This is a genomic window from Kitasatospora sp. NPDC034035 (assembly GCF_055575755.1).
Window position 1 is genome coordinate 371,808 of the sequence record NZ_JBVISA010000004.1, and the last position, 24,810, is coordinate 396,617.

23 protein-coding genes are annotated in these 24,810 nt (G+C 73.1%); 13 read left to right on the forward strand and 10 right to left on the reverse strand.

Going from position 1 to position 24,810, the window contains the following annotated elements; all coding sequences use genetic code 11:
- Positions 1–12 precede the first annotated feature (12 nt).
- From ACZ52J_RS08460 to ACZ52J_RS08480, 5 genes are all read left to right on the forward strand, one after another.
- The gene (locus tag ACZ52J_RS08460; RefSeq protein ID WP_465616841.1) at positions 13–939 is read left to right on the forward strand and encodes an ABC transporter permease; all 927 of its coding nucleotides are present in this window, start codon (positions 13–15) and stop codon (positions 937–939) included.
- 76 nt (positions 940–1,015) lie between these two features.
- Complete coding sequence (locus ACZ52J_RS08465) at positions 1,016–1,930, forward strand: ABC transporter permease (protein ID WP_360500082.1); 915 nt, start codon at positions 1,016–1,018, stop codon at positions 1,928–1,930.
- Positions 1,931–1,946: 16 nt separating this feature from the next.
- Positions 1,947–2,999 carry an ABC transporter ATP-binding protein gene (locus ACZ52J_RS08470; protein WP_360499924.1) on the forward strand — a complete coding sequence of 351 codons (1,053 nt, stop codon included), beginning with the start codon at positions 1,947–1,949 and terminating at the stop codon, positions 2,997–2,999.
- A 25-nt stretch (positions 3,000–3,024) separates the two neighbouring features.
- Entirely contained in the window at positions 3,025–4,110 is a 1,086-nt protein-coding gene (locus ACZ52J_RS08475) for an ABC transporter ATP-binding protein (protein ID WP_465616903.1), read from the forward strand.
- Between the two features lie 163 nt (positions 4,111–4,273).
- Positions 4,274–5,323: an ABC transporter ATP-binding protein gene (locus tag ACZ52J_RS08480; RefSeq protein WP_465616843.1), complete on the forward strand. Its 1,050-nt coding sequence runs from the start codon at positions 4,274–4,276 to the stop codon at positions 5,321–5,323.
- Positions 5,324–5,345: 22 nt separating this feature from the next.
- Here ACZ52J_RS08480 and ACZ52J_RS08485 read toward each other — a convergent pair whose 3' ends face one another.
- The 5 genes from ACZ52J_RS08485 to ACZ52J_RS08505 form a co-directional block, all read right to left on the reverse strand.
- Positions 5,346–7,064 (reverse strand): ABC transporter family substrate-binding protein, encoded by a 1,719-nt coding sequence (locus tag ACZ52J_RS08485; RefSeq protein ID WP_465616845.1) that lies wholly within the window; start codon positions 7,062–7,064, stop codon positions 5,346–5,348.
- Positions 7,065–7,185: 121 nt separating this feature from the next.
- Positions 7,186–9,501 carry a peptidoglycan binding domain-containing protein gene (locus ACZ52J_RS08490; protein ID WP_465616847.1) on the reverse strand — a complete coding sequence of 772 codons (2,316 nt, stop codon included), beginning with the start codon at positions 9,499–9,501 and terminating at the stop codon, positions 7,186–7,188.
- A 243-nt stretch (positions 9,502–9,744) separates the two neighbouring features.
- Positions 9,745–10,203 (reverse strand): DUF6113 family protein, encoded by a 459-nt coding sequence (locus ACZ52J_RS08495; protein ID WP_465616849.1) that lies wholly within the window; start codon positions 10,201–10,203, stop codon positions 9,745–9,747.
- Entirely contained in the window at positions 10,203–11,108 is a 906-nt protein-coding gene (mshB, locus tag ACZ52J_RS08500; protein WP_465616851.1) for an N-acetyl-1-D-myo-inositol-2-amino-2-deoxy-alpha-D-glucopyranoside deacetylase, read from the reverse strand. Before mshB ends, ACZ52J_RS08495 begins: the two co-directional genes overlap by 1 nt.
- A gap of 31 nt (positions 11,109–11,139) precedes the next feature.
- The gene (locus ACZ52J_RS08505) at positions 11,140–11,334 is read right to left on the reverse strand and encodes a DUF2304 family protein (protein WP_360499936.1); all 195 of its coding nucleotides are present in this window, start codon (positions 11,332–11,334) and stop codon (positions 11,140–11,142) included.
- Positions 11,335–11,646: 312 nt separating this feature from the next.
- On the opposite strand from ACZ52J_RS08505, the gene ACZ52J_RS08510 reads away from it, so the two are divergent.
- The 4 genes from ACZ52J_RS08510 (at position 11,647) to ACZ52J_RS08525 (ending at position 16,967) form a co-directional block, all read left to right on the forward strand.
- A complete protein-coding gene (locus tag ACZ52J_RS08510) occupies positions 11,647–13,800 on the forward strand; it encodes a S9 family peptidase (protein ID WP_465616853.1) in 2,154 nt (717 codons plus the stop codon).
- Positions 13,801–13,987: 187 nt separating this feature from the next.
- Complete coding sequence (locus tag ACZ52J_RS08515) at positions 13,988–14,983, forward strand: ABC transporter ATP-binding protein (RefSeq protein ID WP_465616855.1); 996 nt, start codon at positions 13,988–13,990, stop codon at positions 14,981–14,983.
- Entirely contained in the window at positions 14,980–15,702 is a 723-nt protein-coding gene (locus ACZ52J_RS08520) for an ABC transporter permease (protein ID WP_465616857.1), read from the forward strand. The genes ACZ52J_RS08515 and ACZ52J_RS08520 overlap by 4 nt, the downstream gene beginning before the upstream one ends.
- An 8-nt stretch (positions 15,703–15,710) precedes the next feature.
- The gene (locus ACZ52J_RS08525; RefSeq protein WP_465616859.1) at positions 15,711–16,967 is read left to right on the forward strand and encodes a sensor histidine kinase; all 1,257 of its coding nucleotides are present in this window, start codon (positions 15,711–15,713) and stop codon (positions 16,965–16,967) included.
- Here ACZ52J_RS08525 and ACZ52J_RS08530 read toward each other — a convergent pair whose 3' ends face one another.
- Both ACZ52J_RS08530 and ACZ52J_RS08535 read right to left on the reverse strand, forming a co-directional pair.
- Positions 16,968–18,377 (reverse strand): sensor histidine kinase, encoded by a 1,410-nt coding sequence (locus ACZ52J_RS08530; protein WP_465616861.1) that lies wholly within the window; start codon positions 18,375–18,377, stop codon positions 16,968–16,970. It abuts the gene before it with no gap.
- Between the two features lie 2 nt (positions 18,378–18,379).
- Positions 18,380–19,045, reverse strand: coding sequence for a response regulator transcription factor (locus tag ACZ52J_RS08535; protein ID WP_465616863.1), 666 nt, complete (start codon positions 19,043–19,045; stop codon positions 18,380–18,382).
- A gap of 142 nt (positions 19,046–19,187) precedes the next feature.
- On the opposite strand from ACZ52J_RS08535, the gene murJ reads away from it, so the two are divergent.
- From murJ to ACZ52J_RS08550, 3 genes are read left to right on the forward strand one after another with little or no spacing between them, the layout of a single operon-like run.
- Positions 19,188–20,783 (forward strand): murein biosynthesis integral membrane protein MurJ, encoded by a 1,596-nt coding sequence (gene murJ, locus ACZ52J_RS08540; RefSeq protein WP_465616865.1) that lies wholly within the window; start codon positions 19,188–19,190, stop codon positions 20,781–20,783.
- The gene (locus ACZ52J_RS08545) at positions 20,780–21,100 is read left to right on the forward strand and encodes a hypothetical protein (RefSeq protein WP_465616867.1); all 321 of its coding nucleotides are present in this window, start codon (positions 20,780–20,782) and stop codon (positions 21,098–21,100) included. Before murJ ends, ACZ52J_RS08545 begins: the two co-directional genes overlap by 4 nt.
- Before the next feature lie 14 nt (positions 21,101–21,114).
- Positions 21,115–21,465 carry a hypothetical protein gene (locus ACZ52J_RS08550; RefSeq protein WP_360499946.1) on the forward strand — a complete coding sequence of 117 codons (351 nt, stop codon included), beginning with the start codon at positions 21,115–21,117 and terminating at the stop codon, positions 21,463–21,465.
- A 97-nt stretch (positions 21,466–21,562) separates the two neighbouring features.
- Here ACZ52J_RS08550 and ACZ52J_RS08555 read toward each other — a convergent pair whose 3' ends face one another.
- Positions 21,563–22,063, reverse strand: coding sequence for a GNAT family N-acetyltransferase (locus ACZ52J_RS08555; protein ID WP_465616869.1), 501 nt, complete (start codon positions 22,061–22,063; stop codon positions 21,563–21,565).
- A gap of 99 nt (positions 22,064–22,162) precedes the next feature.
- On the opposite strand from ACZ52J_RS08555, the gene ACZ52J_RS08560 reads away from it, so the two are divergent.
- A complete protein-coding gene (locus ACZ52J_RS08560) occupies positions 22,163–22,792 on the forward strand; it encodes a response regulator (protein WP_465616871.1) in 630 nt (209 codons plus the stop codon).
- Between the two features lie 12 nt (positions 22,793–22,804).
- On the opposite strand, the gene ACZ52J_RS08565 is transcribed toward ACZ52J_RS08560, so the two are convergent.
- Positions 22,805–23,677: a transglutaminase family protein gene (locus ACZ52J_RS08565; protein WP_465616873.1), complete on the reverse strand. Its 873-nt coding sequence runs from the start codon at positions 23,675–23,677 to the stop codon at positions 22,805–22,807.
- A gap of 112 nt (positions 23,678–23,789) precedes the next feature.
- A complete protein-coding gene (locus tag ACZ52J_RS08570) occupies positions 23,790–24,803 on the reverse strand; it encodes a GNAT family N-acetyltransferase (RefSeq protein ID WP_465616875.1) in 1,014 nt (337 codons plus the stop codon).
- Positions 24,804–24,810 lie beyond the last annotated feature (7 nt).

Here is a 24,810-nt window from a genome sequence, read left to right on the forward strand (position 1 = left end):
AAGGAGGCCCGGATGGGCAGTTACGTGCTGCGGCGGGTGCTGCAGATGATTCCGGTGTTCTTCGGCACCACGTTCCTGATCTTCGTGATGGTCTACACGCTGCCGGGCGACCCGGTGGTGGCGCTGTTCGGCGAGAAGGCCGCCGACCCGTCCGTGGTCGCGAGCATCAAGCACACGTACTACCTGGACCAGCCGGTCTGGAAGCAGTACCTGCACTACATGGGGAACCTCTTCCAGGGGGACTTCGGCACCAGCTTCACCGGCCGCCCGGTCGCCGACATCATGGCGGACGCCTTCCCGGTCACCATCCGGCTGGCACTGCTGGCCTTCGTCTTCGAGATCGTCGTGGGCCTCGCCTTCGGCGTGGTCTCCGGGCTGAAGCGCGGCAGCATCGCGGACACCCTGGTGCTGGTCCTGACCCTGGTGGTGATCTCGATCCCGGTCTTCGTGCTCGCCTACATCGCCCAGACGGTGTTCGCCACCAACCTGGGCTGGGTCACGCCGACGGTGCAGGACAGCTACGACCTCACCCAGCTGGTCCTGCCGGCGGTCGTCCTGGCCTCGCTCTCGCTCGCGTTCGTCGCCCGGCTCACCCGGACCTCCATCGGCGAGAACCTGCGGGCCGACTACATCCGCACCGCGACCGCCAAGGGCCTGCCCCGGCGGACCATCATCACCCGCCACCTGCTGCGCAACTCGCTGATCCCCGTGGTCACCTTCCTGGGCACCGACCTCGGCGCGCTGATGGGCGGTGCGATCGTCACCGAGGGCATCTTCAACGTGCAGGGCATCGGCAACGTCCTGTACCGGGCGATCAACCAGAAGGAAGGTCCGACCGTGGTCGGCATCGTGACCGTGCTGGTGATCATCTACCTGATCGCCAGCCTGCTCGTCGACCTGCTCTACGCGGTCCTGGACCCGAGGATCCGCTATGCCTGACGTCCACGACGAGGACTCGTACGAACCGCATCCGAAGCCGGGCGTCTCGCACCTCGACTACGCGGGGGAGCAGGGCATGGCGGTCGAACAGGAAACCCTGATCGAACCCGACGCGGAGAAGCGGGAGGAGGCCCGCAGCCTCTGGGGCGACGCCTGGCGGGACCTGCGGCGGCGGCCGATCTTCCTGATCTCGGTGCTGCTGATCGTCCTGCTGGTGCTCATGGCGATCTTCCCGTGGGCCTTCACCGACGCCAACCCGCGCAAGGCCGACCTGGTGCACGACTACCTCAAGCGGCCCGACTGGACGGACTTCTTCGGCGCCGGCTGGTTCGGCTACGACGCCCAGGGGCGGTCCATCTACGCCCGGGTGATCTACGGCGCCCGCGCCTCGATCACCGTCGGCATCGTCGTGACCGCCGGGGTCACCCTGCTCGGCGGGCTGACCGGCATGGTCGCCGGGTACTTCGGCGGAGCCGTCGACGCGGTGATCTCCCGGATCATCGACATCTTCTTCGGCATCCCGCTGCTGCTCGGCGCCCTGGTCCTGTTGAACGGGTTCGCCAGCCGTACGGTCTGGGCCGTGGTGTTCGCGCTGGTCGTCCTCGGCTGGACCCAGATCGCCCGCGTCATGCGCGGCGCGGTGCTGACCGTCAAGCAGTCCGACTACGTGGTGGCGGGCCGGGCGCTCGGGGCCGGGACCGGGCGGCTGATGCTCCGGCACATCCTGCCGAACGCGGTCGCGCCGGTGATCGTGGTGGCGACCATCGCGCTCGGCGGCTACATCGCGACCGAGGCGACGCTGAGCTTCCTCGGCATCGGCCTGCAGGAACCGACCATCTCCTGGGGCATCGACATCTCCTCCGCCCAGAAGGTGATCCGGACCGCGCCGTACGTGATGTTCTTCCCGGCCGCGGCACTGTCCATCACCGTGCTGGCCTTCATCATGATGGGCGACGCGGTGCGCGACGCCCTCGATCCGAAGCTTCGCTGAGCGAGGGGAGCACACCGTGGGTACAGCGGCGCAGACCACCGAGCGCGAGCGCGGGACCCCGTACGAGGGGCCGCTGCTCGACGTGCGGGACCTGCACGTCGAGTTCGTCACCAGGGACGGCGTCGCCAGGGCCGTGAACGGGGTCAACTACTCCGTCTCGGCCGGCGAGACGCTGGCCGTGCTGGGCGAGTCGGGCTCCGGCAAGTCGGTGACCGCGCAGGCGATCATGGGCATCCTGGACATGCCGCCCGCCCGGATCCCGCGCGGCGAGATCCGCTTCCGGGGCCAGGACATGCTGAAGATGAGCAAGGAGGAGCGGCGCAGGATCCGCGGTGGGCGGATCGCGATGATCTTCCAGGACGCGCTGTCCTCCCTGAACCCGGTGCTGTCGGTGGGCTTCCAGCTCGGCGAGATGTTCCGGGCCCACCGGGGCGTCTCCCGCAAGGAGGCGAAGGACAAGGCCGTCGAGCTGATGGACCGGGTGCGCATCCCGGCAGCCAAGGACCGGGTGAACGATTACCCGCACCAGTTCTCGGGCGGTATGCGCCAGCGCATCATGATCGCGATGGCGCTGGCGCTGGAGCCGGACCTGATCATCGCCGACGAGCCCACCACCGCCCTGGACGTCACCGTGCAGGCCCAGGTGATGGACCTGCTGGCCGAGCTCCAGGCCGAGTTCCACATGGGCCTGATCCTGATCACCCACGACCTCGGCGTGGTCGCCGACGTCGCGGACAAGATCGCCGTGATGTACGCCGGCCGGATCGTCGAGACGGCCCCGGTCCACGACCTGTACGCGCGCCCCGCGCACCCGTACACCCGGGGCCTGCTGGACTCCATCCCACGGCTGGACCAGAAGGGCCAGGAGCTCTACGCCATCAAGGGCCTGCCGCCCAACCTGCTGCGGATCCCCACGGGCTGCGCCTTCAATCCGCGCTGCCCGCGCGCGCAGGACATCTGCCGGGCCCAGGTGCCGGAGCTGTTCCCCGTCACCGAGGACGACGGGACACCGCTGGAGGGGCGCGGCAGCGCCTGCTTCTTCTGGAAGGAGACCCTCCATGACCGCTAACGGGGCCAGCGCACTGGGCGCGGCGATGCCGGAGGAGGTCGCCTTCACCCAGGAGGTGCCGCGCGGCGAGCCGATCCTCGAAATCCGGGACCTGGTCAAGTACTTCCCGCTGACCCAGGGTGTCCTGTTCAGGAAACAGGTCGGCGCCGTCAAGGCGGTCGACGGGGTCAGCTTCGACCTGATGCAGGGTGAGACGCTCGGTATCGTCGGCGAGTCCGGCTGCGGGAAGTCCACGCTGGCCAAGGTGCTGATGAACCTGGAGCCGGCCACTGCGGGCTCGGTCCGGTACAAGGGGGAGGAGATCTCCCGGCTGTCCGGCGCGGCGCTGAAGGCCGTCCGCCGGAACATCCAGATGGTCTTCCAGGACCCGTACACCTCGCTGAACCCGCGCATGACGGTCGGCGACATCATCGGTGAGCCGTTCGAGATCCACCCCGAGGTGGCGCCCAGGGGCGACCGCCGCAAGGCCGTCCAGGACCTGCTGGATGTGGTCGGGCTCAACCCGGAGTACATCAACCGGTACCCGCACCAGTTCTCCGGCGGCCAGCGCCAGCGCATCGGCATCGCCCGCGGCCTCGCGCTCAAGCCGGAGATCATCATCTGCGACGAGCCGGTCTCCGCCCTGGACGTGTCCGTGCAGGCGCAGGTGATCAACCTGCTGGAGCAGCTGCAGGGCGAGTTCAACCTGTCGTACATGTTCATCGCGCACGACCTCTCCATCGTCCGGCACATCTCCGACCGGGTCGGCGTGATGTACCTCGGGCGGATGGTCGAGATCGGCAGCGACGCGGAGATCTACGACCACGCCACCCACCCGTACACCCAGGCGCTGCTCTCCGCGGTGCCCGTACCGGACCCGACGGCGCGCGAGTCCCGGGACCGGATCGTCCTCACCGGGGACGTGCCCTCGCCGGCCAACCCGCCGTCGGGCTGCCGCTTCCGCACCCGCTGCTGGAAGGCGCAGCAGCGGTGCGAGGTCGAGGTGCCGCTGCTCGTCGCGCCGTCCTGGCTGGCCGGGGCGGCGTCCCACGACTCGGCGTGTCACTTCGCTGCGGAGCGCGAAAGTGAGCAGAGCGCCGCGGAGCGCGAGAACGGGCAGGGCGCCGACTGAAGGTTTCGTCCCAAGGGCGCGTCCTCGTGTCGGGGGCGCGCCCTTGGCCGTCCGTCCCGTGATGGAAAAGAGATCTGCCGCAGGCTCGCCAAGTGCGGCCCGGTCCTTGATAGTTGCTCTGCGCCTATCGATGCTCGCTGCTGCGCGGAGGAGGGCTGCCCACATGGACGCGGTGGAGGTGATCGGCGGCGGACGGGAGGGCCTGGAGCCAGGGACCCCGTTGCTGGAGGTCGAGGATCTGCACGTGGAGTTCCACACCCGGGACGGCGTCGCCAAGGCCGTCAACGGGGTGAGCTACGCGGTGTCGGCCGGCGAGACGCTGGCGGTGCTGGGGGAGTCCGGCTCCGGCAAGTCGGTGACGGCGCAGGCCGTCATGGGCATCCTGGACATGCCGCCGGGGCGGATCACCTCGGGGCGGGTCCTGTTCCGCGGCGAGGACCTGCTGACCATGAGTGCCAACGCCCGGCGGGCCGTGCGGGGCCGGCGGATCGCGATGATCTTCCAGGACGCGCTGTCCGCGCTCAACCCCGTGCTCAGCGTGGGGTACCAGCTGGGCGAGATGTTCCGGACGCACCACGGCGTCACTCGCAAGGAGGCCCGGGAGAAGGCCGTCGAGCTGATGGAGCGGGTGCGCATCCCGGCCGCCCGGCAGCGCGTCGGCGACTTCCCGCACCAGTTCTCCGGCGGTATGCGCCAGCGCATCATGATCGCGATGGCGCTGGCCCTGGAGCCGGACCTGATCATCGCCGACGAGCCCACCACCGCCCTGGACGTGACCGTCCAGGCCCAGGTGATGGACCTGCTGGCCGAGCTGCAGACCGAGTTCCACATGGGCCTGATCCTGATCACCCACGACCTGGGCGTGGTCGCCGACGTCGCGGACAAGATCGCGGTGATGTACGCGGGCCGGATCGTGGAGACCGCCCCGGTGCACGAGCTGTACGCGCGCCCGGCCCACCCGTACACCCGGGGCCTGCTGGACTCCATCCCGCGCCTGGACCAGAAGGGCCAGGACCTGCACGCCATCAAGGGCCTGCCGCCCAACCTGCTGCGGATCCCGGAGGGCTGCGCCTTCAACCCCCGCTGCGACCGGGCGCAGGACCGATGTCGGAGCGAACTCCCGCTGCTGGTGCCGGTGGCGGGCGAGCACGGGGAGGAGCTGGCGGGCCGCCGCAGCGCCTGCCACTACTGGCGCGAGACGCTGCACGGCTGAGCCCGCCCGGCGGCCACCGCGGCTACTTCACGAAGCCGACGTTCTCCCAGACGATGTCGGACAGGCCCTGCGCGCCGATGTTTGCGAGGTCGGCGCGGGCGCCGTACAGCTGCGGGCGCTGGTAGAGCGGCAGGACCCCGGCCACCTTCCAGAGTTCGCCGTCGGCCTGGTTGATGGCTTCGGAGGTGGTGGCCGCGTCGGCCGCCGCGGCGGCCCGGTCGAGCGCGGCGTCGACCGCCGGGCTGCCTGCGCCGACGTGGTTGGTGCCGCCGTTCTGGACGAAGTTGGCACGGTTGCCGCTGGCCGGGAAGGGGGTGCCGAGCAGCGAGTAGGCGGTGAGGTCGAAGTCGCTGCGGTTGATGTACTTGTCGAAGAACTCGTTGACGGGGGCGGTCACCGTGCTGACCTTGATCCCGACGTCCTTGAGCATCTTGGTGGTGGTGGCCGCCTCGTTCTGGGCCTGGGTGACGCCGACCGGGATGACCATCCGCAGGTTCAGCTCGCGGCCGTCCTTCTTGCGCACGTCGCCGTCGAGCTTCCAGCCGGCCGAGTCCAGCTTGCGGGCGGCCTCGGCGGGGTCGTAGCGGGCCAGGCCCAGCGAGTTGTCGCGGTAGCCGTTCTGGTTGGCGACCAGCAGGTGGTTGTTGAGCGGGACGGCGGGCCAGTCCAGGCCGTTGAGGTCGGAGCGGATGACGGCGTCCCGGTTGATCGCCTGGAACACGGCCTGGCGTACGGTCGCGTCGCTCAGCGCGGTGCTGCGGGCGTTCAGGGTGATCTGGCGGAAGTCCGGGCCGCCGGCCCGGCGTACGACGGCGCCCTTGGTGTTCCTGATGGTCTGGTAACCGGCCACGTCCGGGCCGTTGTTGACGAGGTCGAGTCGGCCCTTGGCGAAGGCGGCGGCCATCTCGTCGGGGAGCATCGCGTGGAAGACGATCCGGTCCAGCATCGGCTTGTCGCCCCACCACGCCGGGTCGGCGACCAGGGTGACGGTCTGCGCGGCGCGGTCGAGCTGCTCGACCTTGAACGGGCCGGCGGTGACCGGGATCGCGTCCAGGTAGGCGGTGTTGAACAGCTCCGGGGTGGAGATCCGACCGGCCGGCAGCAGCGGGGCGTTGCCGGCGCCGTTGAACATCGACTGCCACTCCGAGAACGGCCGGTCGAAGGTCATCACGGCCTGGAAGTCGTCCTTGCCGCGCTCGACCGAGGAGACCAGCTCGAAGCCGGTGCTGCTGGACGGCTTGTAGGCCGGGTCCTTGCCGTTCAGGGCCCGCCAGTTGGCCTCGATGTCGCGCCAGGTGATCGGGGCGCCGTCGGACCAGTGGGCCTTCGGGTTGAGCGTCCAGGTGACCACCTGCCGGCCGTCCCTGAGCTCGGCGTGGGCCTCCTGCAGGTAGGCCGGGTTGACGGTCTGGGTGCCGGCGGCGTCCGAGCGGAAGAAGGTCGGCAGCAGCGGCTTGGTGACGGCGATGGTCGAGGACTCGCTGCCGTCGTTGTGGATCGGCGACCACTGGTGGGAGAACTGGGCGATCGCCAGGTTCAGGGTGCCGCCCTGGCGCAGCTGGCCGCGGTCGTGGGGGTTGATGTCGACCGAGGTGAGCTTGGGTGTGGCGGGGGCGGACGGCAGTGCGTCGGCGCCGTCGCCGCCCTGGCCGGAGGCGCAGGAGCAGAGCGTGAGCGAGAGGGTGAGGGCGGCGAGGCCGGCGAGCAGAGCCGTCCCGTGGTGCTGGAGGCGGCGGGCCATCGGCGTGCTCCCCGAGGTGGATGTGGCGGAAGGTGTGGCGTCACATCTTGCTGACCGGAAGGGGGAGTTGTCGAGGGGCGGGACCGGATGCGGGCCCGCCCCCCGACGGGAGGCCAGGACGTCAGACGGGGAACTTGAAGGTGCGGTCCTTGTCGCCGGTCTTGTCGAAGACCGAGGCGATGCCGTCCGCGACGTCCTGCGGGGTGATCGCGACGAGCTGGCCGTTCTTCTTGAACTTCATCTTGTCGAACACACCGCCCAGCTGGGCGGTGAGCGCGTCGAGGTCCCACTTGGGCACGATCTTGCCGGAGGCGTCCGGGACGAGCGTGAGCGCCTTGGAGGCGGTCTTCGCACCGAAGTCCCAGGGCTTGGTGCCGGCCAGGACGTGCACCTTGCCGCTGGCCACCTGCTTGCCGAGGCTGTCGGCGGCGGCCTGCAGGGCCTGGGTGGAGACCTTGGGCTGGGCGGCCGTGACGGCGAGGGCGATCGGCTGGTCGGGCTTGCCGGCCGCGCGGTCGCGGTAGGCCTGCTCGACCACGTCCAGGGCACTCGCCGAGTCGACCGCCTGGCCGGCCCGGCCGGGGACGACGACCGGCTCGCCGTTGTCGCCGAACTTGACGTAGCCCTCCTGCAGGCCCTGGCCCGAGCCGGCCGCCAGTGAGTCGAGGGCGGCCTTGAGCTTGGCCCGGTCGACCTTGACTTCCGGCGCGACGGCCTTGCTGCCGCCCTGGAGCGACTTGATGACGTCGACCGGGCTGTAGCTGTGCTGCGCCAGGTCGTCGACGGTGGCGGTGGTGTCGAAGCTCAGCCCGGCGACCGTCGGGTCGAGGTCCACGGCCTGGTCGCCGACCTTCAGCTTGAGCGGCTGCTGGCCGGCCTTGCCGACCGACTCGTCCAGCGAGTGGATCGCCTGGTCACGGCTGTTGCCGCCGATGTCGGTGCCGAGCACCACGGTGCCCTTGGGGACGTCGGACTGGTTGAGCATCAGGCCGGTGCCGTACGCGGCGGCGCCGAGGAACAGCACGCCGGCGATGCCGTAGACGCCCAGCTTGACCAGCTTCTTGCCGGCGCCGCGCTTGGCCTTGGCGGGTGCGGCGGCGGACTGGGCCTTGCCGGGAGCCGGGGACGGTGCCGGGGTGGGCGAGGGAGCGCCCTGGGCGGCCTCGGGCCGAGGGCCGGTGCCCGGGGCCGGCAGCGGGGTGACCTCGGTGACCTCGGGGTCGCGGCCGGGCTGCGGGCCCGCGCCGGGCGCGCCCGGGAAGAGCCCACCGGGGCCCATCGGGGCGGCGGGGCCGTCCTGGCCGGGGGCGGCCGGGCGCTGGGTGGCGAACGGGTCGGTGCCGGTCGGCGCCGAGGCGAACAGGCCCGGCTGCGAACGGCCGTCGGCACCGCGCGGGGCGCCGTTGCGGGGCGGGCCGGATATGCCGGCGGGCGGCGGGGTGTTCTCGCGGATCGGCTGGAAGCCGTCGACCGAGGTGTCCTCCGGGCTCGGCTCGGCGACCGGCGCACCCTGCGGGAGCGGACCGGTCGGGCGGCCGTTCGGCTGGAAGCCGTTCTGCGGGCCGCCCTGGCGGGGGCCGTTCTGCCGGGCGCCGTTCTGTCGCGCCCCGTTCTGCGGGGGACGGTTCTGCTGGGGGTGGCCGCCGCGCGGGCCGCGCGTGCCGGCGTCGGGACCGGGGGCCGGGGCGAACGGATCGGCGACGGGCGCGAAGGGATCCGCGACGTCGTAGATGCCGGGCTCCTCCGCCGGGGCCTCGGGACGGTACGGCGCGGCGGAGGCGGGGTTCGACGCCTTGCCCTGGGCGGGCACCGGACGGCCCTTCGGGGCGCCGTTGGCGCGGGCGGCGGCGCCCCCGGCCGGGCGGGCGCCCTGCGGCCGGGGCTCGGCGGCCGCGGCCTCCGGCGCGCTCGGGGCACCGGCCGGCACGGCGGCCGGGGCGGGCTCGGCGGCCGACGCCTTCTTCTGGCGCGGCCGGAACCACGCGCCGGTGGACTCGGACTCCGAGGTCGCCGGCGGGATCGGCGGGATCTGCCACTCCGGCGGCAGGTTCGGCGGGGTGGCCGTACCGGCGCCGCCCTCCATCACGCCGAGGACGGGCGAGGCCGGCGCGGAGCGGTGGCGCGGGCCGCCCTGCTCGGGGGCGGCGGCCGGGGCCTCCTCGGCGGGGGCGTCCTCGTTCTTGACGGTGCTGCGGACGACGACCGGCGGGATCGGACGCGAGCCGGGGATGTTGATCCGGACCCGGGTGGTCAGGGTGGTCTCGGTCTTCGGGCCGTCGTCCTCGCCGCCGTCCGCGGTGCCCTGGCCGGCACCGGCCGCGGCCCGGTCGCCGCCGGGAAGCCCCGGCGTGCCGTAGGGCGGGGTGCCCGACGGGTAGGCGTCCGGGCCCGTGCGCCGAGGCGTCGGGTGGGCGTTGTCAGATTCGCGGCTGCTCAATGCTGCTCTGCTCCGGGTTCGCGGGCGGGCCGTGTGGCGCGACCGCGGTTCGTGGTCGCCGGGCCCGGCTGGGGCGGGCGGCGGTCGGGTACGGCGTTCTGCGGGACCACCATACTGGGAAGAACTGAGCGGTGAACGGCTTCGGACAGATCCTGATACGTCCGGTTCCTCCGGTATGAGAGTAAGGCCGGGTACTCCTGACTGCGCGTCGTACGCGGTCCGGTACGCCGCGCTCGTCCGGGGTCAGCGCGGCGGGCCGGGCACCCCGGGGAACCAGCTGGTGCGGGTGGGCAGGGTGGCGCAGATCACGCCCAGCACCGAGCCGGCGAACAGCCAGGCCAGCGAGGTGGCGTTGGACCAAAGGACGTTGTCGCCCTCCGGCCGGGGCACGATCAGCAGCAGCATCGCCAGGAACCAGCCGGCCGCGGGCGCGCCCGCGCCGAGCCGGGTACCGGTGATCCGCAGGCCGCCGTAGAAGGTGGCGGCGGTCGCGGCGAGGGCGAGGAGGACTCCCACGGGCGGCCACAGGGCCTGCACAAAGGATCCGCAGATCGACACCGCGATGCCCAGCAGGAAGAACAGGACATAGGCCGCGATCCGGGCGGCGCGCGGGGGTTGAGGCTCGGCCAGCCGCTCGTCGCGGGTACCGAAGACGGTCGCCGGGATCGAGCGGCGCGGCGGCCGGGCGGCGGGCTTGCTCATCACATGTCCTCCCCGGCGCTCGCGGTGTCGTCGTCGAGGCCCGCGAACAGGTCGTCCTCCGGATCGCCGGGCCCGGCCTGGCCGTGCACCAACTGGTAGTACTCGGTGGCGAGCAGGGGCTGGCCGAGGTTGTTGGAGAGCGCGAAGAAGGCGCCGTCCACGGTGATCTGGGTGGCGTGCGCGGCCATCGCCGCCGCCTTGAGCCCGGCGTACGCGGCGCCGTCCAGCGCCGTGGTGACCGCCTCGTCGGCGACCACGCCGGGGACGTCGGACGGCTGGGACACGCCCGGGAAGGACGCCTTCGCGGCGGTCTCCGCGAGCCCGGCCTCGATCACCGAACGGGGCATCCGGTTCCAGTACACCTTGGCGATCCGCCAGGCCGGGCCCAGTTCGGGGCGGTACGCCGGGTCGGCGGCCAGCTCGTACGCGCGCATCGCGACCCGGTGTGCCTGGATGTGGTCCGGGTGCCCGTAGCCGCCGTTCTCGTCGTACGTGACCAGCACCTGCGGCCGCACCTCGCGGATCACCGCGACCAGGTGGCCGGCCGCCTCGTCCACGTCCGCGCGCCAGAAGCAGCCGGGCGCGTCGTTGTCGGGCACGCCCATCATCCCGGAGTCGCGGTAGCGGCCCGGGCCGCCGAGGAAGCGGGCGTCGGTGACGCCCAAGGCGCGCATCGCCTCGGTCAGCTCGCCGATCCGGTACGCGCCGAGAGTGTCGTCCCGATCGGCCGTCAGGTGGGCCAGCTCCGGGGGGATCACCTCGCCGCCCTCGCCGAGGGTGCAGGTCACCAGCGTGACCCGGGCGCCCTCGGCGGCGTACCGGGCCATGGTGGCGCCGTTGCCGATCGACTCGTCGTCGGGGTGCGCGTGCACCAGGAGGAGTCGGCGGCCGGTAGTCGCGGTCATGGGAGGAAGCCTAACCACCGGCTCGCGGGGGTCAGAGCTTCAGGCCGTTGATCATCCCGGCGAGGTTGCTGGTGACCTGGCTGATCGACGGGGCGATCGAGCTGGAGGCCAGGTAGAAGCCGAGGAGCCCGCAGACGATCGCGTGCCCCAGCTTCAGGCCGGAGCGGCGGATCAGGACCACCACGATGACCAGCATCAGCACGGCTGCGGAGATGTTCATGGCCATGTCGGCTCACACCCCTTCTCGGGCGCGCCACCCAGGGGGAGGGCGCGATGGGACGGTGCGGGACTGGGGCTGCGGGTGGCCGGGGCCCGGGACGGGGCCGACGATCACTCGCCTGACAAGTCATACCCGATGAGTAAGGGGAGCATTACATTCAGTGAGGCCTCGCGCGCCGGGGCACCGTGGCACTCACGGGGCGCATGGGCCGGTCGGAGGGGGTATCCGCCTCTTTGGGGTGTACTTCGCGACGATGCTCCGAACGAGTGATCACCAGCCTCCCGGCAGCGGCAGTTCGGCGTCGTAGGGTCTGGTGCCATGACCTCCCACACCCCTGCGGACACCTTCCCCCGGCAGTACGCGCGGACCCTGCGCTACACCGTCGGCGCGCCCCGCTCCTTCTCCGTCGCACCGGACGGCTCGCGGGTCGTCTTCCTCCGCTCGCGCTCCGGCAGCGACCGGGCCAACCTGCTCTGGACCCTCGACACCGCCACCGGCGAGGAGCGGATCGCCGCCGACCCGGCGGTCCTGCTCGGCGGCGGCGAGGAGGACCTGTCGCCGGCCGAGAGGGCCCGCCGCGAGCGCAGCCGCGAGAGCTCGGCCGGTGTCGTCGGCTACGCCCTGGACACGGCCGGCGGGCTGGCCGCCTTCGCCCTCTCCGGCCGCCTCTTCACCGCCGACCTGGCCGCCGGCACCACCGCCGAACTGCCCGCCCGCGGCCCGCTGCTGGACCCGCGGCCGTCCCCGGACGGCGCCTACGTCGCGTACGCCAACACCGTCGGCGAGCTGCGGCTGACCCGGACCGACGGCAGCGGCGACCGGGTGCTCGCCGAGCCGGACGGCCCGAACGTCACCTGGGGGCAGGCCGAGTTCATCGCCCAGGAGGAGATGGACCGCGACCGCGGCTTCTGGTGGTCCCCGGAGGGCGACCGGCTGCTGGTCGAGCGCGCCGACGACAGCCCGGTGCGCCGCTGGTGGATCGCCGACCCGGCCAACCCGGACCGCGAGCCCGCCGAGGTCGCCTACCCGGCGGCCGGCACCGCCAACGCCGAGGTCGGCCTCTGGGTGTTCGACCTGCACGGCGGACGCACCGAGGTGGTCTGGGACCGTACGGCCTTCCCGTACCTCGGCCGCGTGCACTGGTCGAAGGGCGGCGTGCCGCTGCTGCAGGTGCAGTCCCGCGACCAGCGCAGCCAGCGGATCCTCGGCCTGGACGTGGCCACCGGCACCACCGAGGTGCTGCACGAGGAGGAGGACGAGGCCTGGCTGGAGCTGTTCCGGGGCGTCCCGGCGTGGACCCCGGACGGCAAGCTGGTGCGGATCTCCGACGAGGGAGGGGTCCGGGCGCTGGTGGTCGGCGACCAGGCCGTCACCGGGGCCGACCTGCACCTGCGGTCGGTCGTCGCGGTCACCGAGGACGAGGTGATCTTCACCGCCTCCGGTGGCGCCACCGAGGCCGACCCCGAGCCCGGCTGGATCGCCGTCGGGCGGATCAGCCACGACGGCAAGCGGCTCGGCTGGGAGTCCTCCAACGGGCGGCCGTTCACCTCCGTCACCAGCGCCGTGCACGGTGGCGGGATCACCGTGCGGGCCACCGCCGAGCCGGACCTGCCCGGCACCCTGGTCCAGGTCGCCCGCGACCTGCCCGAGGGCGTGGTGGTCGACGACGTCGCCACCATCGCCTCCTACGCCGAGACCCCGGTCATCACCGCCCGCCCGGTCTTCCGCTTCGCCGGCGAGCGCCGCATCCCGGCCGCCGTCTTCCTGCCCACCGGCTACGACCGCGAGCGCGACGGCCTGCTGCCCGTCCTGATGGACCCGTACGGCGGACCGCACGGCCAGCGCGTTGTCCAGGCGCACAACCCGCACCTCAACTCGCAGTGGTTCGCCGACCAGGGCTTCGCGGTGGTCGTCGCCGACGGGCGCGGCACCCCCGGGCGCGGGCCGGCCTGGGAGAAGGCGATCGCCTCCGACTTCGCCGGGGCCACCCTGGACGACCAGGTGGAGGCGCTGCAGGCGCTCGCCGAGGAGTTCCCGCTGGACCTCGGCCGGGTCGCCATCCGCGGCTGGTCGTACGGCGGTTACCTCTCCGCGCTCGCCGTACTGCGCCGCCCGGACGTCTTCCACGCGGCGGTGTCCGGCGCCCCGGTGACCGACTGGGAGCTGTACGACACCCACTACACCGAGCGCTACCTGGGCGACCCGGCCGAGCGGCCCGAGGTGTACGCCGCCAACTCGCTGAGCGGGTACGCGGCCGGGCTGGAGCGCCCGCTGATGATCATCCACGGGCTGGCCGACGACAACGTGGTGGCCGCGCACACCCTGCGGCTCTCCTCGGCGCTGCTCGCCGCCGGGCGCCCGCACACCGTGCTGCCGCTGTCCGGTGTCACGCACATGACCCCGCAGGAGGAGGTCGCGGAGAACCTGCTGCTGCTCCAGGTCGACTTCGTGAAGCGCGCGCTGGGGGCGTGAGCCGAGAAAGCCCCTGACCTGCCCTTTCCGCGGCCGGTGCCCCTGACGGGGGTACCGGCCGCCGGCATGACATCCGTCATGCCGAAGGCACGACGGCGGACACTGCCGCCGGCACCCGCCCGCGCGGGACTCTGAGGTGGTGCGAACAGCACCGGACGCGACACCATCAGGGAAGAGGAGCCGGGCGATGGACACCGAGGTGGCCGCCTTCCGCGGCGTGCGCAAGAGCTACGGGCGAGTACGCGCCGTGGACGGACTGGACCTCGTGCTGCGGCCGGGCGAGACCGTCGCCCTGCTCGGCCCGAACGGCGCCGGGAAGTCCACCAGCCTGGACCTGCTGCTGGGACTGCGCGAGCCCGACCAGGGCAGCGTGACGCTCTTCGGCGGCACCCCACGGGCGGCGATCGAGACCGGCCGGGTCGGCGCGATGCTGCAGAGCGGCGGGCTGATGTCCGACGTCAAGGTGCGCGAGCTGGTCCAGCTCGCCTGCGACGTACACCCCCGCGGTCGGTCGGTCGCGGGGGTGCTGGCCGACGCGGGGGTCACGGAACTGGCGGAGCGCCGGGTCGACAAGCTGTCCGGAGGCCAGGAGCAGCGGGTCCGCTTCGCCCTGGCGATCGCGGGCGACAACGACCTGATCGTGCTGGACGAGCCCACCACCGGCATGGACGTCAGCGTCCGGCAGTCGTTCTGGGCGAGCATGCGGGCGCAGGCCGACGCCGGACGCACGGTGCTGTTCGCTACCCACTACCTGGAGGAGGCCGACTCGATCGCCGACCGCGTCCTGGTGCTGCACCGGGGCCGGCTGATCGCCGACGGCAGCTCCGCGGAGATCAAGGCGCGGGCCGGCGCCCGCCGGATCGCCTTCGAACTCCACGACGGCGACGGGCAGTTCGACGAAGGCCTGCTGCGCGCCCTGCCGGGGGTGCGGGCGCTGGACGTCACCGCCCGGATCCCCGGGGTGCGGACGGTGCGGATCCGCACCGCGGACGCCGACGCGAGCGTCGCCGGGCTCTACCGGGCGGGCCTGTACCCGCGCGGGCTGGAGGTCACCGGCGTGGGCCTGGAGCAGGCCTTCCTGACCATCACCGGCGAGCTGGACCGCGAGGACGCGGCCAACGACACCGCCGGCGACGCCGCTCACGACGCCGCTCACGACGCCGAGAAGGAGACCGTGCGATGACCACCCTGATCAAGCTGGAGATCCTGCGGACCCTCCGCAACCGGCGGTACCTGTTCTTCACCGTCGTCTACCCGGCGCTGATGTACATCTTCTTCATCCACGCCTACGGCGCCGCCAACCAGGCCGGCGGGCTGCCGGTGAAGACCTACTTCATGGTCTCGATGGCCACCTTCGGCGCGGTCGGCGCGGTGCTGACCGGCAGCGCGCAGCGGATCTCGCTGGAGCGCAAGAGCGGCTGGACCCGCCAGCTGCGGCTGACCGCCCTGCCCGGCCGGGCGTACACCGTCGGAAAGATCGCCGCGAGCTCGGTGACCACGCTGCCGGCGATCCTGGTGGTCTTCGCGGTCGGCGTCGCCCAGGGCGTCTCGCTCACCGTGCCGCAGTGGATCGGGCTGGGCGCCGCGCTGTGGCTGGGCAGCTTCGTCTTCGCGGCGCTCGGTGTTGCGCTCGGGTACGCGGCGGCGCCGGACGCGGTGCAGCCGGTCGTGATGATCACCTACATGGCGATGGCGCTGCTCGGCGGCACCTGGTTCCCGGTGAGCGGCTCGCTGGAGAAGTTCGCCCGGTTCAACCCGGTGTACCTGTACAACCACCTGGCCACCTTCACCCGGCCGGGGCAGTCCCTGGACACCGTCGCGGTCGCCGGGCTGGCCGGCTTCCTCGTGGTGTTCGTCGTCGCCGCGGCGGCCCTGTACCGCCGCGACACCCGCCAGGCATGATGATCGACATGAGCGACCCGCGTCAGACCCACCGCCCCGACGAGCGGCCGGAGGCGGGTGTGGCGCGTGCGTCGTTCATGAACGTCCCCGGCTCCCCGGTGGAGAGCCGGCGGCAGCTGCTGGTCAAGGTCGCCTGGATGCTGCTGTGGATGGTCTACCTGGCCTACCCGGTGAGCCGGCTGGTGAACGGCGAGCACGACACGGCCGCGCGGGTGCTCGGCTGGAGCTGCCTGGCGTTCTTTGTGGCCGGCTACGTCCTGCTGGTGATCTTCCGCTCGACCGGGGGAATGTGGCCGCGCGCCTGCCGGGTGGTCGTCGCGGTGATGGTGGTGCTCGCGATCGCGTGCGCCGTCGTGCTCGGCGAAGCCTTCCTGACCCTGTTCATCTACACCTCGGTGTGCGTCGCGGTCATCACACCGGCGCGGTACGCGCTGCGCGCCCTGGCCGCCATGGCCGCGCTGATCGCCGCCGTCGGCCTGCTCATCCACGCGAGTACGGACAACATCGCCACCTTCGCGCTCAGCGGGTTCCTCTCCGGCGTCGCGATGACCGGCCTGCAGCGGCTGGTCGCCACCATGAAGGAGCTGCGCGAGGCCCGGGCCGCCGTCGCGCACCTGGCCGCCTCCGAGGAGCGGCTGCGGCTCGCCCGCGACCTGCACGACCTGCTCGGGCACTCGCTCTCGCTGATCACCCTGAAGAGCGAGCTGGCCGGGCGGTTCATGGACGCCGGCAAGGACGAGGCGGCGCGGGCACAGGTCGCCGACATCGAGCAGGTCGCCCGGCAGTCGCTGATCGACGTCCGGGAGGCGGTGACCGGCTTCCGCCGTCCGACCCTGCCGGTCGAACTCGCCGCCGCCCGTACCGCGCTGGCCGCCGCCCAGGTCCGGCTGGAGGCCGCGCCGGAGCTGGTGGACAGCTGGCCGGGGCTGGCCAACGAGGAGGCGGGCGCGCTGGCCTGGGCGCTGCGCGAGGCCGTCACCAACATCATCCGGCACGGCGAGGGCGCCACCGTCTGCACCGTGACGGGGGACGAGAGCTGGGAGGCGAGCGGCGAGCGCTACGCCGTCCTGGAGATCGCCGACGACGGTCACGGGCCGGGCAAGTCCCAGCCGGGGAACGGGCTGTCCGGGCTGGAGGAGCGGCTGGCACTGGTCGGCGGGCGGCTGGAGGCCGGGGCGGGGGAGCGCGGGAAGGGCTTCCGGCTGCGCGCCTCGGTGCCGCTGCGGACGGTGTCCGCCGCGGCCGGGTCGTCGACGGCCGGCTAACTAGGCAGGCGGCAGCTCCAGTACGAAGCGGGCGCCGCGCGGGGCGTGGGCGACGCGCAGGGTGCCGCCGTGCCGGGTGGCGACGTCCGCGGCGATGGCCAGGCCCAGGCCGCTGCCGCCGGCGTCCCGGCTGCGGGCCTCGTCGAGCCGGGTGAACGGCTCGAAGATCCGTTCGCGGTCCTCCGGCGGCACGCCCGGGCCGTCGTCCCGGACCTCCAGGACGCAGCGGTGCGGGGTCTGCCGCGCGGACATCGCCACCTCGCCGGCCGCGTGCCGCTGGGCGTTGTCCAGCAGGTTGCGCACCAGCCGGTGCAGCCGGATCCGGCTGCCGCGCACCAGCACCGGGTCGGGCGCGTCCACCCGCAGGGCGAGCCGGGCGCCGAGGACCGGGCGGTACTGGTCGGCGAGTTCGCGCAGCACGGCGGACAGGTCGACGGTGGTGAGCCGGCCGGCCGTCGCCGGGTGGGTGCCCCGGGCCAGGAACAGCAGGTCCTCGGTGAGCTGTTGGAGGCGCTCGACCGAGGTGAGTGCCTCCCGGGTGGCGGCCGGCCAGTCGGTGTGCTCGGGGTGGGCCAGCGAGACCTCGAGGTTGGTGCGCAGGGCCGCGATCGGGCTGCGCAGCTCGTGCGAGGCGTCCGCGACGAAACGCTGCTGCTGGGCGGCCGAGCGCTCCAGCCGGTCCAGTGTGGCGTTGGTGGTCCGGGCCATCCGGCTGATCTCGTCCCCGGAGCGCGGCACCGGGACGCGGCGGTCCAGCCGGTGCTCGCCGATCTCGGCCAGCTCGGCGCGGATCGCGTCCACCGGGCGCAGCGCCCGGCTGGTCGCCGTCCAGACCATCAGCGCGACCAGCAGTGCGGCGGCGGGCACGCCGACCCGGAGCACCGGGTCGATGCTGCGCAGCGAGGCCTCGGCGCCGAACGGGGTGGCCAGCACGTACACCGTGAACGGGCCGACCATCGGTTTCGTCTGGTCGCCGTCCTTGCGCAGCAGCGGGCTCCAGCTGCCCATCGCGGTGAAGGTGCGCCCCGAGTAGCGGTTGGCGGCGGCCGAGCCCGCGGGGCCGATGGTGATCCGCTGGACGGTCTGCCACGCGTCCGGTGCCAGGCGCGGTACGACGGTCGGCGGCGGCCCGGTCAGGTGCTGGGTGGTCAGCGGGCCGCCCTTGATCAGCACCTGGCCGTCGCGGTCCAGCACCACGTACGGCAACTGCCCGCTGTCCGCGAGCTGTTGGCCGAACTTGTAGCCGCTGCTGATCTCCCGGGCCTGCGCCTTCGCCTCCGCCTGGGCGGCCTCCAGCTGGGCGTCGTACATGTGGCCGCGCAGCCACCAGGCGCCGCCGCCGAGCAGCAGCAGCGCCGCCAGGCCGGCCGCCAGTGAGGTGCGCAGGCGGGTCGAGAGACGGCCGAGCACGGTCAGGCCTCCAGCCGGTAGCCGGCGCCACGCACGGTGGTGATCGAGCGGACGCCGAACGGGGAGTCCACCTTGCGGCGCAGCATGCTGACGTACACCTCGACGATGGACTCCTCGCCGTCGAAGGCGATGTCCCACACCTCGTCGACGATCCGGCGCTTGGACAGCACCTCGCCGGGGTGCTCGGCCAGGCAGCGCAGCACGGCGAACTCGCGCTCGGTGAGGGTGATCTCGGCGCTGCCCCGGCCGCAGCGGCGGCCCGCCGGGTCCAGCCACAGGTCGCCGACCCGCAGCAGCGGGCCGGGGGTCTGGCTGCGGCGGATCAGGGCGCGCAGGCGGGCCAGGAAGACCAGGTAGGAGAACGGCTTGGTGAGGTAGTCGTCGGCGCCGGTGTCCAGGCCCTCGGCCTCGTCGTACTCGCCGTCCTTGGCGGTCAGCATCAGGATCGGGGTGGTCACGTCGTCGGCGCGCAGCGCCTCGCACACCTTGTAGCCGTTCAGGCCGGGCAGCATGATGTCGAGCACGATCGCCCGGTAGGGGTGCCGCTGGGCCAGTCGCAGGCCGGTGAGGCCGTCCGGGGCGAGGTCGACGGTGTAGCCCTCGGCCTCCAGGCCGCGGCGCACGGCCGCGGCGACCTGGGCGTCGTCCTCCACCACCAGAATCTCCATGCGGATCAGGATGCCACCGGCGCCGGATCCGTTCCTTAAGCGCTCTTCAGCTTTCTCAGCCTCGCTTCAGGGGACTTGGCGCATGCTCTCGCCGTTTCGCCGATCCGTTCGGGTCGGTGCCCGGAGCGAGAGGGGCTGGCGGATGACCGTTCTCCAGGAGGCCGTGCGGGCCCGTGGGCTTCCTGCGGTCCGGTCCGCCCGGCACCGCAAGCCGCGGCGCACCGTCCCGCCGAGCGTGGTGATGGCGGCGGGGACGGTGGTGTCCCGGGCCACCGGCTTCGTCCGCTCGGCGGTCCTGGTGGCCGTCCTCGGCTCGGGGGTCCTCGCGGACGGCTACAACGTGGCGAACACCGTGCCCAACATCCTGTTCGTGCTGCTGATCGGCGGCGCGCTGAACACCGCGCTGGTGCCCCATCTGGTGCGTGCCGCCGAGGAGTCGGCGGACGGCGGCGCGGCGCACGTCAACCGGCTGGTGACGGTGCTGGTGGCCGCGCTGGTGGTGCTGACGGCGGTGGTGGTGCCGGCCGCGCCGTACGTGGTGCGGGCGTACACCTCGTACGGCGGCGCGCAGTTGGACCGCACGGTGCTGCTGGCGTACCTGTGTCTGCCGCAGGTGTTCTTCTACGGCCTGTTCACGGTGCTGGGCCAACTCCTCAACGCCCGGCAGCGGTTCGCGCCGATGGCGTGGGCGCCGGTGCTCAACAACCTGGTCGTGATCGGGGTCTTCGGCGCCTATGTCGGACAACGGTCCTTCTCCGGCGCCGACTTGGCCGTGCTGGGCGCCGGTACGACGGCGGGCGTGGTCGCGCAGAGCCTGCTGCTGCTGCCCTGTCTGCGGGCCGCCGGGGTGCGGCTGCGGCCGCGCTGGGACTGGCGCGAGGCCGGGCTCGGCGAGCCGCTGCGGGCTGCCGGATGGACGCTGCTGCTGGTGCTCGGCGACCAGGTCGGCTACTGGGTGGTGACCCGGCTCTCCACGCTCGTCGGCTCGCAGGCCGCCGCGGCCGGGCTGCCCGGCGTCGGGTACACGGCGTACAGCAGCGCGTACCTGTTGTGGATCGTGCCGCACGGCGTGGTCACGGTGTCCGTGGTGACCGCCGTCGTCCCCTCGCTCAGCGCCGCGGCCGACTCCCCGCGCGTCGTCCGCGGGCTGCTCGCCCGTACGGTCCGCACGATCGGGGCGGTCACCGTTCCGGCGGCCTGCGCGCTCGCCGTCCTCGCGCCGCAGCTGTGCGCCCTCGCCTTCGGCCACGGCCGTACCGGCTCCGCCGACGTCCAGGCCATCGCGGGCATGCTGACCGCCTTCGCGCCCGGCCTGGTCCTCTACTCGGCCTCGTACGCGCTGACCCGCACCTTCTACGCGCTCGGCGACAGCCGCACGCCCTTCCTGCTCAATCTGCTGCCCGTCGCCGCGACCGCGCTCGGTGCCCTGCTCTGCCACCGGCTGCTGCCGCTGCGCTGGGCCGTCACCGGGATGGCCGGCTGCTACGGCGGCTCCTTCCTGCTCACCGTCCTGGCCGCCTACCCGCTGCTGCGCAGGCGTCTCGGCCCGCTGCGCGTGCTGGGCGCGCACGCCAAGCTGCTCGCCGCCGCCCTCCCGGCCGCGGCCGCCGCCTGGTGGGCCACCCGCTACGGCCTGCCGGCCGCCGGCGCCGTCCTCGCCGTCGTCTACCTCCTCCTCGCCCGTCTCCTCCGCATCGAAGAACTGTCCGCTCTCACCGAACGGTTGCGCCGCTCATGACCCAGCTTCCCGATGACATCGTCCGTACCCTCGACGTCCTCCTCCCCGAGGGCCACCCCCTGCGCGCCCAAGTCGCCCACCTGCGCGTCGAGTCCCGCTGCCGATGCGGTTGCAGCACCGCCCTCTTCGCCGGTGTCGAGGACGGCGCCCGCTCGGAGGTGGTGGCCGAGGCGGCCATCGGCTCCGACGGCGAGGTGCTCCTCTTCGCCGAGGACGGCCGGCTCTCCTGGCTGGAGGTCTGCTCCTGGAGCGACCCCAAGCTCACCCTCGCCGACGCCGCCCGCTACCTCCTCGGGGAACCTTCCGACCCGAGCTGATCGTCCTGTCGGGCATGTCCTCTGTCCTCATCCTCGGCTTCGACCCGCACACCGTCCCCGGCATGGACGGCGACGCCCTGCGGGCCGTCCTCGACGCCGAACTCGCCCGCTTCGCCGACCACGGCATCGACGCCGCGATGACCCTGGTCGCCCCCGACGCGACCGCCGAGCCCGCGATCGTCGCCGCGCTCGACGGGCACGGATGGGACGTCGTCGTCATCGGCGGCGGCATCCGCAAGCCCGAACCGGCCCTCCCCTTCTTCGAACTCGTCGTCAACCTCGTCCGCCGCCATGCCCCGCACGCCGCCATCGCCTTCAACACCAGCGGCGCCGACAGCGTTGAGGCCGCCCAGCGCTGGCTCTGACCCGCACCGCACCTGCACCCGCAGCCGTCGCTGCAGCCGTTGCAGGAGCAGGAGCCGGAAGGAGCGGGAGGTCGGCCGGGCCGACTTCCCGCTCCGGCTACTCCGGCGGGCTCAGGTCGGCCAGGCTGCGGCGGTAGGAGAGTCCGGGGCGGTCGCCGAGCAGGACCTCGTCCACGAACCGGAAGCCGTTGCGGGCGAGGACGGCCTGTGAGGCCGGGTTGTCGACCGTGGTGGCGGCGGTCAGGCCGGTCAGGCCGTACGAGGTGGCGGCGAGGCGGCAGACCTCGGCGACGACGGCGGAGGCGAGGCCGCGGCCGGCGGCGGATTCGGCGATGCGGTAGCCGAGTTCGGCCGAGCCGTCGACGAGGTCCAGCAGGTTGACGCGGCCGACGAGGTCCCCGTCCGCGTCCCGGACGACGTGGAACCGGCAGGTGCCCTCGGCCTGTTCGGCGAGGAGCGCGGCGAGGCGGGCGGGGAACTCGGCGAAGTAGGCGTCACCGCGGTCCGGGACGGTGCGGGCGAAGTAGGCGCGGTTGGTGCGTTCGAAGGCCAGCAGGGCCTCGGCGTGGTCGGGGCGGAGGAGTTCCAGGGTCGGCATCCGGACAGTGTGGTCCCACGGGGACGCGGTGAACCACCGGAATACCTCCCGCAGCTCTGCCCCCACGGGCGGCTCGACTCGCCCTCTAAGGTCATGGCCATGAACGACACTGACAACGGGGCCTCGATCCGCGTGCTGCTCGCCGAGGATCAGGGGATGGTCCGGGAGGCGCTGGCCGCGCTGCTCGGACTGGAGGGGGACATCGACGTCGTCGCGCAGGTCGGGCGCGGGGACGAGGTGGTGGCGGCGGTGCTGGCGAACGACGTGCAGGTCGCCGTGCTGGACATCGAGATGCCTGGCATGACGGGCATCGAGGCGGCCGCCGAGCTGAGCAGGCGGGCACCGCGCACCAAGGTGGTCATCGCGACGACCTTCGGCCGCCCCGGCTACCTGCGCCGGGCGATGGAGTCGGGCGCCGACGCGTTCCTGGTGAAGGACGCGCCCGCCTCCGAACTGGCCGAGGCGATCCGCCGGGTGCTGCGCGGCGAGCGGGTGATCGACCCGGCGCTGGCGGCGGCCGCGCTGGCCGAGGGCGCCAACCCGCTGACCGCGCGCGAGCGGGACGTCCTGGGTGCGGCCGCCGACGGCGCGGTGAACGCGGACATCGCCAAGCGGCTGCACCTGTCGGAGGGAACGGTCCGCAACTACCTGTCGATGGCGATCCAGAAGACCGAGGCCCGCAACCGCACCGAGGCGGTCCGGATCGCCCGCGAGAAGGGCTGGCTGTAACCGGCGGAGGGCTCAGTTGAGCCGGTGCCGCGCCGCCCGCGCCTCCTGCCGGACCTTGGCGGCCCCGTCCGGGTCGAAGGCGTCCAGGATCTGCGCGTACGCGTCCATCTCCGCCGAGCCGCCGAGGAAGTCCCCGGTGCGGACGAGGAGTTCGGCCCGCTCCAGCCGGAGCTGGGCGGGGTGGCGGGGCAGCAGCAGGGCGAGCTCGGTGGCCCAGAGCTGGGTCCGGGCGTGCTCGGGGCGGTCGGCGGCCCAGGCCCGGATGTTGCCGAGCACGCGCAGCACGATGTCCAGCGGCTGGGCCGGGGTGAGCAGGGCTGGCGTGAACTCGTGCCCGGCGGCGGCGACCAGGTCCTCGACGTCCGCGGGGTCGAGCAGCCGCCCGCCGTGGAACGGGTCGGCCAGGATGTACTCCTCGCCGCCGGCCGGCCCGCCGACGGCGACGATGAAGTGGCCCGGCAGCGCGATGCCGTGGACGGTGAGCCCGGCCCGCCGCCCGACCGCCATCCACACCAGCGAGAGCATGATCGGCAGTCCCCGCCGCCGCCGCAACACCTCGGGCAGCAGCGAGGACTCCAGCCGCCGGTAGTCCGCCTGCTGCCCGTGGAAGCGCTCCCGCCCGGCGAGGACGGCCGCGAGCAGGGCGGCGGTCTCCTCCGGCCCGGCAGGCGCGCGCTCGGCGACGGCCAGCCGGACGGCGCCCGCGTGCCGTTCCAGCGCGGCTTCGCAGGCGGCGAGCAGGGCGTCCACGCCCGGCGGCTCGCCGGGATCGCCCGGGTCGAGCGCCGGGCCGTGTTCGGCGGCGGCGAGCAGGCAGAGCAGCACGGGGTCGGGCTGCTCGGAGCGGGCGGCGGTCCGGAAGCGGTCTCTGCTCTGCTCGGTCACGGTGACGGCGACGGCTTTCGTACGGCGGACGGACAAGGCGACTGGCGGGCAAAACGGGTGGCGGGCAAAACGACCGGCGGGCAGGCCGCGAACGGGACGAACGGCGGTTCGGCTACCCCTGGGGAAGAAGGGCGTAGTGGTAAGTGTGACTGGTCGTGAAGCCGAGTCCGTCATAGAGCGCGATCGCCCCCGCGTTCTCCGCCTCGACCTGCAGGTATCCGCCGCTCGCGCCCTCCTCGGCCGCCCGCGAGGCGAGCACCGCCATGACCGCCGTCGCCAGCCCGGCCCGCCGAGCGTACGGCTGCACCTCGATCGCGCCGAAGCAGGCCCAGGGCCCCTCGATGACGCAGCGTCCGATCGCCAGCGGCGGCTGCCCGGGCGCCCCCGGCACGGTGGCGAACCAGAGCGACGGTCCGCCGTGCAGCACCTGCCGCGCCGCCTCCTCGACCGCCGGGTCCTCGCCCACCCGCCGGTACAGCGACAGCCACGCGTCGTCCGCCGTCCGTGACAGCCGCACCCGGTCGTGCCCGCCGCCCGCGCGGGCGAGCCCGGCGAGCGGGGCGGTGCGGACCAGGGTGGGCGCGTACCCGGCGCCCAGCCGGTCGAGTTCCGCCCGCAGGTCCTTCGGCGACCCCGGGGTGATCACCTCGACGTACGAGGGCAGCCCGCGGTCCGCGTACCAGGCGCGGACGGTCGCCAGGGCCTCCGGCAGCGGCAGCCCCGGGTCCCCGAGCGCCTGGACGGAGTTGGCCCGCCGGGTGAACCCGGCCGAGGCGCGCAGCGTCCACTCGCCCAGCGGCTCCTGCTCGACGGCGGGCCAGCCGCGGCCCGCGATCCGCTGCAGTTCGACCGGCGAGGTGACCGGCAGCGGAGCGCGCCGGGCGGGAAACGGCGGCACGACCTTGCCTGCGACCAGCAGCTTCTCCGGCAAGAAGACCGGATCCCCGGATCGCGGCTCGATCGTCAACCCATGGTCGTCCCACGATGTGAGCACGCCGATCGAATCCCGGAACACCGGCCGGTCGTCCACGAACTCGGAGAGGCGTCGGACGGACACGCGTCGTCCCACGTCAGAGCGATCTATCCGGACCTCTGGCCGGTCGTCAACCGGGTTGCCCGTCGCCATGTGGCCA

Bases quoted from the DNA above. Each gene is read 5' to 3' on its own strand.
- mshB (WP_465616851.1), bottom strand. From the start codon at position 11,108: ATGACCGCGACTACCGGCCGCCGACTCCTCCTGGTGCACGCGCACCCC.
- ACZ52J_RS08525 (WP_465616859.1), top strand. From the start codon at position 15,711: ATGAGCGACCCGCGTCAGACCCACCGCCCCGACGAGCGGCCGGAGGCG.
- ACZ52J_RS08505 (WP_360499936.1), bottom strand. From the start codon at position 11,334: ATGGCCATGAACATCTCCGCAGCCGTGCTGATGCTGGTCATCGTGGTG.
- ACZ52J_RS08495 (WP_465616849.1), bottom strand. From the start codon at position 10,203: ATGAGCAAGCCCGCCGCCCGGCCGCCGCGCCGCTCGATCCCGGCGACC.
- ACZ52J_RS08480 (WP_465616843.1), top strand. From the start codon at position 4,274: ATGGACGCGGTGGAGGTGATCGGCGGCGGACGGGAGGGCCTGGAGCCA.
- ACZ52J_RS08465 (WP_360500082.1), top strand. From the start codon at position 1,016: ATGGCGGTCGAACAGGAAACCCTGATCGAACCCGACGCGGAGAAGCGG.
- ACZ52J_RS08560 (WP_465616871.1), top strand. From the start codon at position 22,163: ATGAACGACACTGACAACGGGGCCTCGATCCGCGTGCTGCTCGCCGAG.
- ACZ52J_RS08475 (WP_465616903.1), top strand. From the start codon at position 3,025: ATGCCGGAGGAGGTCGCCTTCACCCAGGAGGTGCCGCGCGGCGAGCCG.
- ACZ52J_RS08550 (WP_360499946.1), top strand. From the start codon at position 21,115: ATGTCCTCTGTCCTCATCCTCGGCTTCGACCCGCACACCGTCCCCGGC.
- ACZ52J_RS08545 (WP_465616867.1), top strand. From the start codon at position 20,780: ATGACCCAGCTTCCCGATGACATCGTCCGTACCCTCGACGTCCTCCTC.
- ACZ52J_RS08555 (WP_465616869.1), bottom strand. From the start codon at position 22,063: ATGCCGACCCTGGAACTCCTCCGCCCCGACCACGCCGAGGCCCTGCTG.
- murJ (WP_465616865.1), top strand. From the start codon at position 19,188: ATGACCGTTCTCCAGGAGGCCGTGCGGGCCCGTGGGCTTCCTGCGGTC.
- ACZ52J_RS08510 (WP_465616853.1), top strand. From the start codon at position 11,647: ATGACCTCCCACACCCCTGCGGACACCTTCCCCCGGCAGTACGCGCGG.
- ACZ52J_RS08520 (WP_465616857.1), top strand. From the start codon at position 14,980: ATGACCACCCTGATCAAGCTGGAGATCCTGCGGACCCTCCGCAACCGG.
- ACZ52J_RS08515 (WP_465616855.1), top strand. From the start codon at position 13,988: ATGGACACCGAGGTGGCCGCCTTCCGCGGCGTGCGCAAGAGCTACGGG.
- ACZ52J_RS08460 (WP_465616841.1), top strand. From the start codon at position 13: ATGGGCAGTTACGTGCTGCGGCGGGTGCTGCAGATGATTCCGGTGTTC.
- ACZ52J_RS08485 (WP_465616845.1), bottom strand. From the start codon at position 7,064: ATGGCCCGCCGCCTCCAGCACCACGGGACGGCTCTGCTCGCCGGCCTC.
- ACZ52J_RS08570 (WP_465616875.1), bottom strand. From the start codon at position 24,803: ATGGCGACGGGCAACCCGGTTGACGACCGGCCAGAGGTCCGGATAGAT.
- ACZ52J_RS08535 (WP_465616863.1), bottom strand. From the start codon at position 19,045: ATGGAGATTCTGGTGGTGGAGGACGACGCCCAGGTCGCCGCGGCCGTG.